The organism is Roseicella frigidaeris (genome assembly GCF_003258945.1).
GTDB lineage: Bacteria > Pseudomonadota > Alphaproteobacteria > Acetobacterales > Acetobacteraceae > Paracraurococcus > Paracraurococcus frigidaeris.
The window spans coordinates 22712-35495 of the sequence record NZ_QLIX01000015.1 but is presented as its reverse complement, the minus strand read 5'-3'; the positions used below and the strand labels follow the sequence as shown (position 1 = coordinate 35495).

Sequence of the window (12784 nt, the reverse complement as noted above, 5' to 3'; positions counted from 1 at the left end):
TGCGCCGGTGTCCCGCCAGGACCGGCCCGGCGGCAGCGCCGGGATCCCGGCCGGGCGCCGCGCCACCTGGCGCCGGCTGCTCGGCGCCGCCCTGCTGCTCTTGCCCGCAGCCGCCTGTGCGCCGCAAGCCCCCTCGCGCCCGGTGGCCGTCGCCCCCGGCCAGGCGCCGCTCGCCGCCCTGCCGGTGGAGCCGCCGCGCAACCGCGTCGGCCTGCTGCTGCCGCTCTCGGGCGGCAACCGCGCCCTCGGCCAGGCCATGCTGAACGCCTCGCAGCTCGCCCTGTTCGATCAGGGCGATCCGGGGATCGAGCTGCTGCCGCGCGACACCGGCAGCACCGCCGCCGGCGCCGGGGAGGCGGCGCGCGTCGCCCTCGCCGAGGGCGCTAAGGCCTTCGCCGGGCCGCTGACGCTCGGCGAGACCGCCGCCGCGGCCGGCGCCGCCCGCGCCTCCGGCGCCCCGGTGCTCGCCTATACCAGCGACGCCTCGCAGGCCGGGCGCGGGGTCTGGGTGATGGGGCTGACGCCGGGCGAGCAGGCGGAGCGCATGCTGGAGGCGGCGGCGGCGGCCGGCGCCCGCCGCGTCGGGCTGCTCGCCGCGGATGACGAGTTCGGGCGCCGGCTCGGCGCCGGGCTGCGCGCCCGGGCGACCGCGCTCGGCCTGCCGGCGCCGCTGCTGCAGCTGCATGCGCGGCTCGGCGACGTGGCCGCCGCGGCGCGCGAGCTGGCGGAGAAGGCGCAGCCGGACGGGCTGGACGCGGTGCTGCTCGGCCATGGCGGGGAACGGGCGCGGCAGGCGGCGGCGGCGCTGGTCGCTGCCCTGCCGATGGCGCCCCGCTTCCTCGGCACCGCGCTCTGGGCCGGGGATGCCTCGCTGGCGCAGGAGCCGGCCCTGGCCGGGGCCTGGTTCCCCGGCCCCGACCCGCAGGCCCGCGCCGGCTTCGACAGCCGCTACCAGGCCGCCTTCGGCGAGAAGCCGCCGCGCCTCGCCGGCGTCGCCTACGACGCCGCGGCGCTGGCGGCGCGGGCGGTGCGGGAGCCGGGCGGCAACCCGCCGCTCGGCCAGCCCATGCTCGGCGCCGACGGGCCGATCCTGCTGGCGCCGAACGGGCTGGCGCAGCGCGGCCTGGCCATCTTCGCCGTCGATCCGGCCGGCGAGCCGACGCTGGTCGAGCCGGCGCCGATCCCGGGCAGCCCGGCGAGCTAGGGCATGTCCCGTTCCCCCCTGCGCGGCAAATGCCCCAGCGTGTTGTTTTCAAGGAATTGTCACCCGATCGGGCGATGCCGCGTGAGCGGAATCTGCTCCAGAGCGTGATGTCCGCGACTCATCGGGCCACCGGGGCGGGCCCGGATCGGCTGGGCGCGGCCGACCGGGCGACGAGGCCCTGAACGCCGATGCCCCGGAGCGCGCCGCGGGAATGCGGGATGCGCCGGGGAGGGCGAGGCGGCGGGGGAAGGAGGCGGGCCCCAGCGCATGCGGCGAGTGCCATTCCTGCGGCTGCTCGGGGCGACCGGCCTGATCGGCGCGGTGCCGGGGGCGGTGCTGCTGTGCCTGCTGCTGCTCGGCGCGCTGGCGGCCGGCCCGGGCCTGCTGGCGCTGCTCGCCTGCGCCCTGGGGGCGCTGCTGGTGGCGGCGCTCTGGCTCGGCAACCTGGCGCGGCTGGGCGAGGCGCTCGATCGCGCCGCCGCCGAGGATGGCCGCCTCGTCCCGCCCGTCACGACGCCGCTGCTGCCGGCGGTGGAGGAGATCGCCGAGGGCGTCGACCGGCTGGCCCGCAGCCTCGCCGAGCGCGACCTGCTGGTCGGGCGGCTGCGCCAGGCGGATGCGGCGATCGTCGAATGCCTGCCCGATCCCCTGCTCGTGCTCTCGCCCGAGCGGCGGCCGCTGCGCGCCAATGCGGCGGCGCGGGCGCTGTTCGGCGAGGCGGCGCTCGGCCTGGCGGCGGCCGGCGCGGCGGCGGGCCCGCGCGACGGCGACATCGCCGCCCTGCTCCGCCACCCGGTGATGGCCGAGGCGGTCGACCGGGCGCTGGCGGAGCACCGGGCGCAGACCGCCGACCTGACGCTGCCGGTGCCGGTCTCGCGCGAGATCGCGGCGCAGGTGATCCCGATGGAGCCGCCGCTCGCCGATGGCGGCCGGCTGGTCATCGTGCTCTCCGACCGCACGCGGGAGCGGGCGCTGGAGCGGATGCGGGCGGATTTCGTCGCCAATGCCAGCCACGAGCTGCGCACCCCGCTCGCCAGCCTGATCGGCTTCATCGAGACGCTGCGCGGCCCGGCCGAGGACGATGCGGCGGCGCGCACCCGCTTCCTCGGCATCATGGCCGAGCAGTCCGAGCGGATGCGGCGGCTGATCGACGACCTGCTCGGCCTGTCGCGCATCGAGATGACGGAGCACCAGCCGCCGACCGGCACGGCGCCGCTCGCCGGCATCCTCCGCGCCGAGCTCGAGGCGCTCGAGCCGCTGCTCCGCAGCCGCCGCATCCGGCTCGCGGCGCGGCTCGACGCGGCGGCGGTGGCGAGCCCGGCGGACCCCGAGCAGCTCGCCCAGGTGGCGCGCAACCTGGTGGAGAACGCCATCCGGCATGGCCGGGAGGGCGGCGAGGTCACCGTCACGGTGCGCGCCGGCGAGGGGGGCGGCCGGCGGGCCGGGGTGGTGCTGGAGGTGGCCGATGACGGGCCGGGCATCCCGCGCGAGCACATCCCGCGGCTGACCGAGCGCTTCTACCGGGTGGACAAGGGCCGCTCGCGCAGCGCCGGCGGCACCGGGCTCGGCCTCGCCATCGTCAAGCACGTGGTCAACCGCCATCGCGGCCAGATGGCGATCGAGAGCGACGAGGGGATGGGGGCGCTGTTCCGGGTCTGGCTGCCCGGCGGCCAGCAGGAGCGGGGGCCGGCGGGGCGGGGCGGAGCCTGACCGGGCATTGATACTTTTAGTTGAATATTTCTACTTTAAGCCAATTTATTTGGCGATTCTCGGCCGGGCCGGGGTGAATGCCGAGTGAAACCTGTGCACAGGTTCCCAGATTTAATCTCACAACTTGTTTGATCACGCATTTTCGAATGTATACCATGCGGCAGCATCGCCCTCCGGAACGGAAGGCGTCACCGCAGCACGAGACGTCTCGCGCAATGACCCACCGGCAGGATGCCACATCTCTGGGGGACGTCCTTCCCGCCGCCCTGCCGCATGGCCGCCCCTCCCTCGCCTCCCTCCCCGGCGGCCGCTGGCGCCGGGCGTTGCGGCGGCTGGCCGGGGTTGCCCTGCCGCGCGCGATGCGCGGCATGCTCCGGCGGCGCTGGCGGCTCACCCGCGCCGGGCTAAGGGCGCATCTGCTGGCGCTGGTGCTGGCGGCGCTGGTGCCGGCGCTGGCGGTCGGGACCATGGCCGCCTGGATCGCCGTCGAGGGCGAGGAGGCGGCCGAGGTGATGCGGCTGCACGATGCCGCCTGGGCCTTCTCGCTGGCCATCGACCGCGAGCTCGGCACGCAGATCGCGGCGCTCGAGGCCTTCGCCGCGGCGCCGGCGCTGCGGGCCGGGCCGCCGCCCGGGACCTTGCCAGCGGGGGCCTTGCCAGCGGGGGGCCTGGCCGAGCTCGATGCCTATGCCCGGCGCCTCGCCCGCCAGATCGGCATCCCGGTCAGCCTCGTCCGGCCCGACGGCCAGGCGCTGATCAACACCGCCCTGGCGCCGGAGGAGACGCCGTCGCGGGTGTCGCGCCCGGCCTTCGTCGCCGAGGTGCTCGCCGCCGGCCGGCCGCTGGTCAGCGACCTCATCACCAACCCGGCCACCGGGCGGCAGGTCTTCTCGGTCGGGGTCCCGGTCCGCAACGCCGCCGGCGAGGCGGTGATGGTGCTCTGCGCCGCCTCGCCGCTCGCGCGGATGCAGCGCCTCCTGGCGTCGCAATATCTGGGCGAGGCGGCCTATGCCGCCATCAGCGATGCCGGCGGCCGCATCATCGCCCGCTCCGACGCGCGGCACGGGCAGATGGTCGGCCGGACGCTGCCGCCGGCCAACCAGGCGCAGTTCGTCAACCACCGGGAGGGCCGCTTCCGCGGCATCTCCCTGATGGGCATCGACACCGTCTACGCCTTCCACGGCCTGGCCGCCGCGCCCGGCTGGACGGTCTTCGTCGGCGAGCCCGCCGCGGCGATCGAGGCGGCGCGGCGCGGGCCGCTGCTGGCGCTGGCCGCCGGCGGCCTGCTGGCGCTCGCCCTCGGCGGCAGCCTTGCCCTCCTCCAGGCGCGGCGCATCCTGCGCCCGCTCGCCCGGCTGCACGACCACGCCCTCGCCCTCTCCGCCGACCGGGCGCATCCCGACCCGGCGCGGCTGCCGCCGCTGCCGGTCGCCGAGCTCGAGGCGCTGCGCCGCGGCTTCGCGGCGGCGGAGGGGGCGCTGCACCAGCGCGCCGCCGCCGAGCGGCGGGCGCTGGCCGGGCTGAACGCCATCTATGCCGCCGTCCCGGTCGGCCTCGCCCTGCTCGACCGCGAGTGCCGCTACCGCAGCCTCAACAACGCCCTCGCCGAGATGCACGAGCTGCCGGTGGCGCTGCATCTGGGCCGCCACGTCGCCGAGGTGGCGCCGGCGCTCTGGCCGCAGGTCGAGCCCTATTACCGCACAGTCCTCGAGACCGGCGAGCCGGTGCTCGACCGTCTGGTGCGCGGTGCGCCGCGGCCGCTGGCCGAGCCGCGCGAGCGCCTCGTCTCCTATGCCCCGGTGCGCGACGAGGCGGGGGAGATCTGGGGCGTCAGCATCGTCGCCTACGACGTGACCGAGCAGCGCCGCGCCGCCGCCGACCTCGCCGCGAGCGAGGAGCGGTTCCGGCTGCTCGTCGAGGGCGTCACCGACCATGCCCTGCTGATGCTCGATGCCGAGGGGCGGGTGGCGAGCTGGAACACCGGCGCCGAGCGGGTGAAGGGCTGGCCGATGCAGGAGGCGATCGGCCAGCCCTACGCGCTGTTCTTCACCGCCGAGGACCGCGCCGCCGGGCTGCCGGCGTCGATCCTGGCGGATGCCCGGCGCCACGGCGTCTATCGCGGCGAGGGCTGGCGGCTGCGGCGGGACGGCTCCCGCTTCCGGGCCGCGGTGACCATCACCGCGCTGTGCGACGAGGCCGGGCGGCTGCGCGGCTTCGCCAAGGTGTCGCGCGACGTCACCGAGCGGCGGCGGGAGGAGGAAATGCGGTCGCTGCTCGCCCGCGAGGTCGACCACCGCGCCAAGAACGTGCTGGCCGTCGCCCTCTCGCTGCTGCGGCTGACGCCGCGCGCGGATGCGGCGCAGTTCGCCGCTTCGGTCGAGGGCCGCATCGCCGCCATGGCGCGGGCGCATTCCGTCCTCGCCACCGGCGGCTGGCGGGGCGCCGAGCTGCGCGGCCTGGCCGAGGGCGAGCTGGCCGCGCATGCCGGGCAGGTCAGCCTGGCCGGGCCGCGCCTCGGCCTCTCGCCGGATGCGGTGCAGCCGGTGGCGATGCTGCTGCACGAGCTGGCGACCAATGCCGCGAAATACGGCGCGCTGAGCCGCGCCGGCGGCCAGGTGGCGCTGCGCTGGGAGCACGATGCCGAGGGCGGGCTCCGGCTCGACTGGCAGGAGCGGGGCGGCCCGGCGGTGGCGGCGCCGGGCGGGCGGCGCGGCTTCGGCTCGCGGCTCGTCGCCACCCTGGTCGGGCAGCAGCTCGGCGGCCAGATCACCTTCGACTGGCAGCCCGAGGGGATGTGCTGCCGCATCACCCTGCCGCCCTGGCGGCTGCAGGCCGAGCCGCCGGCGCCGCAGCCGGCCGGCCCCGTGCCCATCCCCGCCTGAGCCGCCCCGGCCCCGTATCCCAGGCCCATACCCCAGGCCCATCCGGGCCCTTCACCCCATGCCCATCCGGCCCTTCATCCCATGCCCATCCGGGCAATGGTCTGGCCCTGCCGCCATCCCCACCTTCTGCGGGACAGAGGAGCCTGCCATGACCGATGCCTTCGCCGCCGACCCGCTCGCCGCCCTGTCCGATCGCCTCGCCCAGCTCGTTGCCGAGGGGGCGGCGCGGGTGGTCGCGGTGCATGGCCGCGACGGCCGCGCCCGCTCCGGCCTGCTCTGGTCCGACGGGCTGGTGGTGACCGCCGAGGAGGCGCTGGAGCGCGACGACGAGCTCGCCGTCACCCTGGCGAACGGCCGGGTGATCCCGGCCAGCCTCGCCGGCCGCGACCCCGGCACCGATGTCGCGCTGCTGCGGGCCGAGACCGGCGCCGTCGCGCCGCTGGTCCCGGCGCCGCCGGCCGCGCTCGCCGCCGGGCACCTGCTGCTCGCCCTCGGCCGCGGCGAGCACGGCCCGACCGCCGCCTACGGGCTGGCCTCGGTCGTCGCCGGCCCCTGGCGCTCGATGCGCGGCGGCCGGCTCGACCGGCGGATCGAGCTCGGCCTGAAGCTCGACCCCGTCGCCGAGGGCGGGGCGGTGCTCGACCATGCCGGGCGGCTGGTCGGCATGGCGGTGCCGGGGCCGCGGCGGCGGGCCCTCGCCATCCCGGCCGAGACCATCGCCCGCGCCGTCGAGCAGCTCCGCACCCGCGGCCGGGTGGCGCGCGGCTATCTCGGCCTCGCCATGCAGCCGGTCCAGCTCGACGAGCGGCGCGGCCTCATCGTCGTCGGCGTCGACCCGCGCAGCCCGGCGGGGGAGGCCGGCATCCTCATCGGCGACGTGCTCGCCGCCTGGGACGGCGATCCGCTCGGCTCGGTGCGGGAGATGCTGGTGCGGCTCGACCCGGACAGCGTCGGCCGCCAGGTGACGCTCGACCTGGTGCGGGCCGGGCAGCCGCACCGGCTGCAGGTGCGGATCGGCGAGCGGGCGGCGGCCTGACCATGGCACGGTTGGCGGAAGACACCCTGCTGCCCGAGGCGCCGCGGCCGGCGCCGCAGCGCCCGCCGCACCGGGCCCCGGTCGCGGTGGCGCTGCGGTCCCTGGACCCGGAGCGGGCGTCCCGGCTCGCCGGCCTCGCCGGGCTGCGCCTGGTGAGCGACCCGACGGCGGCCGATGTGCTGGTCGCCGAGGCGATGCCGCCGGATCCCGGGGGCGGGCCGGAGGATATCCCCGGCGAGATCCCGGAGGAGGTCCGGGCGGAGGTCCCGGGGGCGGCGACGGGGGTGGCCGCGGGAGAGGTTCCAGGGGCGGTTCCGGTGCTGGTGCTGGCCGAGGGCGCGGCGGCGCTGCAGGCGCTCCGCGCCGGGGCGCGCGGCGTCCTCGCCCCGGAGGCGCCGCCGGCGCAGCTCGAGGCGGCGCTGCTGGCGCTGGCCCGCGGCCTCGTCGTGCTGCCGCCGGCGCTGCTGCCGGCGCTGGCCGGGCGCGGACCGGCCCCGGCCGGCAGCGGCCTGACGCGGCGGGAGCGGGAGGTGCTCGACCTGCTCGCGGCCGGCGCCTCGAACAAGGTGATCGCGCGGCGGCTGAACCTGTCCTTCCACACCGCCAAGGCGCATGTCGCCTCGGTGCTGCAGAAGCTCGGCGCCGGCAGCCGGGCGGATGCGGTGGCGCGCGGGGCGCGGGCGGGGCTGGTGCTGTTGTAGAGCGTGATCGCCCGAGGCGGACTCATCGAAGGCGTGAATCACGCGACCGAACAATGGCCTGGACCCTGGTCCGCGAACCGGGGTGAGCGGATCATGGTCCAGAGCGTGATCGCCCGAGGTGGACGCACCGAAGGCGTGACTCACGCGGCCGAGCGATGGCCTGGACCCTGGTCCGGCGCCCGGTTGCGGCCCCATTGCGGCATATGGTTGCTCTGGGGCCCCGCAGCGATTACCTGAGGTGCCGACCGGTCCCCCCGTGGGGCCCCCATTCCTTAGACAAGTCATGGATATGAGCAACCCAGCCGAGATCCCGCCGGTGACCCCGCCCGCGGAGGAGACTGCCGCGCCAGGGGAGTCGGTGACAGCCGAGGCGCGCATCGCTGCGCTCGAGGCCGAGGTGACGGATTTCCGCGACCGCTGGCTGCGGGCCGAGGCGGAGATGCAGAACCTGCGCAGCCGCACCCAGCGCGAGGTGCAGGATGCGCGGCAATACGCCATCCAGAAATTCGCCGGCGACGTGGTGGAGGCGGCGCAGAACCTGCGCCGCGGCCTCGAGGCCCTGCCGCCGCCGCGGGAGGACGAGCCCGAGCTGCTGACCAAGCTGCGCGAGGGCTTCGAGGGGGTGGAGCGCAGCTTCATCGGCATCCTCGAGCGCAACGGCGTCGCCCGCCGCGAGGCGCAGGGCGAGCCCTTCGACCCCGAGCTGCACCAGGCGATGGCCGAGCAGCCGGCGCCGCCCGGCACGGCCCCGGGGACGGTGCTGCAGGCCTGGACCCCGGCCTGGACGCTGAACGGCCGGCTGCTGAAGCCGGCGATGGTGGTGGTCGCCGCCGGCGGCGGCGCGGCGCGCTGAGGCGCCGCCCGAATATTTGTCGGCCCGTCCGGCCGCGGGACTTGTTCCACTGATACCCCGCGAATACATCCACGGGCGAGGCCGCCAGCCGGCGGCCAGGACCCCATCCGACACCGTCGAAACCGTGGGGGATCTCGCCCCCCGGAGCATCAAGGGGGCCAGGCGCGGTGCCTTCCCGGGGCCGCCCTCGCCCGCCGCAAAGGAGAACTAACGGATGAGCAAGGTAATCGGCATCGATCTCGGCACGACCAATTCCTGCGTTGCCATCATGGAAGGCAAGGAAACGCGGGTCATCGAGAATGCCGAGGGCGCCCGCACCACGCCCTCCATGGTGGCCTTCGCCAAGAACGGCGAGCGCCTCGTCGGCCAGAGCGCCAAGCGCCAGGCCGTGACCAACCCGACCAACACCCTCTACGCCGTCAAGCGCCTGATCGGCCGCCGCTTCGACGACGCGATGGTGAAGAAGGACATGGGCCTCGTCCCCTACCACATCGTGCGCGCCGACAACGGCGATGCCTGGGTGGAGGTCGAGGGCCAGAAATACGCGCCGCAGCAGATCAGCGCCTACATCCTCACCAAGATGAAGGAGACGGCCGAGAACTACCTCGGCGAGAAGGTGACGCAGGCCGTCATCACCGTCCCCGCCTATTTCAACGACGCCCAGCGCCAGGCGACGAAGGAGGCCGGCGCGATCGCGGGCCTCGAGGTGTTGCGCATCATCAACGAGCCGACCGCGGCCGCGCTCGCCTACGGCATGGACCAGAAGAAGGGCGGCACCATCGCGGTCTACGACCTCGGCGGCGGCACCTTCGACATCTCCATCCTCGAGATCGGCGACGGCGTCTTCGAGGTGAAGTCGACCAACGGCGACACCTTCCTTGGCGGCGAGGATTTCGACCAGCGGATCATCGATTACCTGGCCGATGAGTTCAAGCGCGAGCAGGGCATCGACCTGCGCGGCGACAAGCTCGCCCTGCAGCGGCTGAAGGAGGCCGCCGAGAAGGCGAAGATCGAGCTGTCCAGCTCGAAGCAGACCGAGATCAACCTGCCCTTCATCACCGCCGACGCCTCCGGGCCGAAGCACCTGGTGATGCAGCTCACCCGCGCCAAGCTGGAAGCCCTGGTCGACGACCTGATCCAGCGCACGCTCGAGCCCTCCAAGCAGGCGCTGAAGGATGCCGGCGTCTCGGCCGGCGAGATCGACGAGGTGATCCTGGTCGGCGGCATGACCCGCATGCCCAAGGTCATCGAGGCGGTGAAGGCCTTCTTCGGCAAGGAGCCGGCCCGCAACGTCAACCCGGACGAGGTCGTCGCCATCGGCGCCGCCATCCAGGGCGGCGTGCTGAAGGGCGAGGTGAAGGACGTCCTGCTGCTCGACGTGACCCCGCTCTCGCTGGGCATCGAGACGCTGGGCGGCGTCTTCACCCGCCTGATCGACCGCAACACGACGATCCCGACCAAGAAGTCGCAGGTCTTCAGCACGGCGGACGACAACCAGACCGCGGTCACCATCAAGGTCTTCCAGGGTGAGCGCGAGATGGCGGCCGACAACAAGCTGCTGGGCAATTTCGACCTGCAGGGCATCCCGCCGGCGCCGCGCGGCGTGCCGCAGATCGAGGTGACCTTCGACATCGACGCCAACGGCATCGTCTCGGTCCAGGCCAAGGACAAGGCGACGGGCAAGGAGCAGCAGATCAAGATCCAGGCCCGCTCCGGCCTGTCGGACGCCGATATCGAGCGCATGGTGAAGGAGGCCGAGGCCAATGCCGAGGCCGACAAGAAGCGCCGCGACGCGGTCGAGGCGCGCAACCAGCTCGAGGCGCTGATCCACAGCACCGACCGGACGCTGCAGGAGAACGGCGAGAAGGTCGGCTCGGCGGAGAAGGCCGAGGTCGAGGCGGCGCTGGCCGAGGCCCGCACCGCCCTCGAGAGCGGCGAGCCCGAGACGCTGCGCGGCGCCGGGGAGAAGCTCTCCCAGGCGGCGATGAAGATGGGCGAGGCGCTCTACAAGCAGCAGCAGGCGGCCGAGCAGGCGCCGCCGGGTGCCGGTGGCGCGGCCGGCGGCCCGCCCCCGGGCGGCGACAAGGTCGTGGATGCCGACTTCGAGGAAGTCGACCCCAACAAGAAGAAGCCGGGCTGAGTCCGGCGGCCGGCGGGATGGCCTTCGGGCCGGCCCGCCGGCCGGAGGGATACGGCGCGGCGCGGTGCGGTGGCACCCGCCGCGCCCGGACGCGAAGGGCGGGCGCCCGGTGACCGTCCCCCGGCCTGGGTCGGGTGGCGGGCCGGGCGCCGCGCCGTTCCGGGCATCCATGGATGGGTCATCGCTTGAGGGGGATACTGCGCGAGGCAGGGTATCCCGGGGCGGGGCAGGACGGTCGGCGGAACCCGGGGGGCGGAGCCCGGGGTTCGGCAGGCGGGTCCCTGAGACAGGGCGCGGTTATGGCGAAGCGGGATTACTACGAGATACTGGGCGTCTCGCGCGAGGCGACCGAGGACGACCTGAAGAAGGCGTATCGCAAGCTTGCGATGAAGTATCACCCGGATCGCAACCAGGGTGACAAGGACGCCGAGGCCCGGTTCAAGGAAGCCAACGAGGCCTATGACTGCCTGAAGGATGGCGAGAAGCGCGCGGCCTATGACCGCTTCGGCCATGCCGCCTTCGAGCAGGGCGGCGGCGGCGCGGGCGGCGGCTTCGGCGGCAACCCCTTCGGCGCCGGCTTCGAGGACATCTTCGAGGAGATGTTCGGCCGCTTCGGCGGCGGTGGCGGCGGCCGCGGCGGACGCCGCCAGGCCTCGGGCCGCGGCGCCGACCTCCGCACCATGGTCGAGGTCGGGCTGGAGGAGGCCTTCAACGGCGTCAAGAAGACGGTGCGCGTCCCCTCCTCGGTGAGCTGCGAGGCCTGTTCCGGCACCGGCGCCGAGGGCGGCAGCGGCGCCGCCCAGACCTGCCCGACCTGCCAGGGCGCCGGCAAGGTGCGGGCGCAGCAGGGCTTCTTCCTGATCGAGCGGACCTGCCCCACCTGCGGCGGCCAGGGCCGGGTGATCAAGAACCCCTGCAAGGTCTGCCAGGGCGCCGGGCGGGTGCAGCGCGACCGCACCCTCAGCGTCTCCATCCCGGCCGGCGTCGAGGACGGCACCCGCATCCGCCTGGCCGGCGAGGGCGAGGCCGGGCTGCGCGGCGCGCCGGCGGGCGACCTCTATGTGGACGTCTCCATCCGGGCGCATCCGATCTTCCAGCGCGACGGCGCCAACATCTTCGTCCGGGTGCCGCTGCGCATGACCCAGGCGGCGCTCGGCGGCAGCGTCGAGGTGCCGAGCATCGATGGCGGGCGCGCCCGCGTCACCATCCCCGCCGGCACCCAGGCCGGCGACCAGTTCCGGCTGCGCGGCAAGGGCTTCTCGGTGCTGCGCAGCGCCGCGCGCGGCGACATGTTCGTGCAGGTCTCGGTGGAGACGCCGCAGAACCTCTCGCCGCGGCAGCGCGAGCTGCTGGAGCAGTTCGAGGCCGAGGCGTCGCAGGCCGGCCGGACCAGCCCGGAGGCGGAGGGTTTCTTCGCCCGGGTGAAGGAGTTCTGGGACGGGCTGGGGCGCTGATCGCTGCCCCACGACGTCGCTGCGCGACGCCGTGGGGGTAGGATTCGTGCCTGACCCTTGATGCGGCATGGCCTGCCGGGCCGGTGCGGCGGCCCGCGGGCGCGCCGAGTCGGTCGACCGACGGGAACCGGCCGCGCGGAGCGGCGTTCTATGGTCCGACCGTCGCACTTCCCCCCAGCGGCGGCTCTGGCAGGCGGCGGTGCGGACGCGGTCCCACCCGCATCGCCGCCCGCCCCCCCCTCCCGCATCCCCGCCTCCACCGTCCCGCCGCATCGAGGAGGCCCGCATGCCCGATCGTGAGCCCAGCGCCGAGCCGGCCGTGACCCCCGGCATGGAGCGCGAGGAGACCCCCAGCCTCATCGCCGCCGGCAAGGTGCACGGCACCCCGGTCTACAGCCGCGCCGGCGAGGCGCTCGGCACCGTCGAGGACCTGATGCTGGACAAGCGCTCCGGCCGGGTCGCCTATGCGGTGATGAGCTTCGGCGGCTTCCTCGGGATCGGCGAGCGCTACCATCCGCTGCCCTGGTCGGTGCTGGACTACGACCCGGCCCGTGGCGGCTATGTGGTCGATCTCGACCGCGACCGCCTGCACGGGGCGCCGGCCTATGACGCCGGCAGCGCGCCCGACTGGGGCGGCGGCGACTGGGGCCGGCAGGTCGATGACTATTGGGGCGCCCGCTCGATCTGGGGTGCCGGCCTGCCCTGAGGGCGGCCCGGCCGCCTCGCCAGCGGGGCAGCCCCGGCCGTTCGCCGCGGGGGCGGGGCTTGCCGCCGCCGGCGCGCCCGGCCATGACGGGCCGGACC

Annotated in this window: 9 protein-coding genes; all 9 read left to right on the top strand. The window is 75.2% G+C overall.

Going from position 1 to position 12784, the window contains the following annotated elements; translation table 11 throughout:
• Positions 1-7: 7 nt before the first annotated feature.
• The 9 genes from DOO78_RS17660 to DOO78_RS17615 all read left to right on the top strand — a co-directional run bounded on the left by DOO78_RS17660 (position 8) and on the right by DOO78_RS17615 (position 12686).
• Positions 8-1204 carry a penicillin-binding protein activator gene (locus tag DOO78_RS17660; protein ID WP_165838958.1) on the top strand — a complete coding sequence of 399 codons (1197 nt, stop codon included), beginning with the start codon at positions 8-10 and terminating at the stop codon, positions 1202-1204.
• Positions 1205-1471: 267 nt separating this feature from the next.
• Positions 1472-2914 (top strand): ATP-binding protein, encoded by a 1443-nt coding sequence (locus DOO78_RS17655; protein WP_111471190.1) that lies wholly within the window; start codon positions 1472-1474, stop codon positions 2912-2914.
• Between the two features lie 359 nt (positions 2915-3273).
• Positions 3274-5796: a PAS domain-containing protein gene (locus DOO78_RS17650; RefSeq protein ID WP_128080080.1), complete on the top strand. Its 2523-nt coding sequence runs from the start codon at positions 3274-3276 to the stop codon at positions 5794-5796.
• A 148-nt stretch (positions 5797-5944) separates the two neighbouring features.
• The gene (locus tag DOO78_RS17645; protein ID WP_165838957.1) at positions 5945-6832 is read left to right on the top strand and encodes a S1C family serine protease; all 888 of its coding nucleotides are present in this window, start codon (positions 5945-5947) and stop codon (positions 6830-6832) included.
• Positions 6833-6843: 11 nt separating this feature from the next.
• Positions 6844-7533, top strand: a complete 690-nt coding sequence (locus DOO78_RS17640; protein WP_165838956.1) for a helix-turn-helix transcriptional regulator — start codon at positions 6844-6846, stop codon at positions 7531-7533.
• Positions 7534-7816: 283 nt separating this feature from the next.
• A complete protein-coding gene (locus DOO78_RS17635; RefSeq protein WP_111471186.1) occupies positions 7817-8386 on the top strand; it encodes a nucleotide exchange factor GrpE in 570 nt (189 codons plus the stop codon).
• Between the two features lie 214 nt (positions 8387-8600).
• On the top strand, positions 8601-10526 hold the full coding sequence (gene dnaK / locus DOO78_RS17630) for a molecular chaperone DnaK (RefSeq protein WP_111471185.1): 1926 nt from the start codon (positions 8601-8603) through the stop codon (positions 10524-10526).
• 299 nt (positions 10527-10825) lie between these two features.
• On the top strand, positions 10826-11980 hold the full coding sequence (gene dnaJ, locus DOO78_RS17620; protein WP_111471184.1) for a molecular chaperone DnaJ: 1155 nt from the start codon (positions 10826-10828) through the stop codon (positions 11978-11980).
• A gap of 286 nt (positions 11981-12266) precedes the next feature.
• Complete coding sequence (locus DOO78_RS17615; RefSeq protein ID WP_111471183.1) at positions 12267-12686, top strand: PRC-barrel domain-containing protein; 420 nt, start codon at positions 12267-12269, stop codon at positions 12684-12686.
• Positions 12687-12784: the final 98 nt, after the last annotated feature.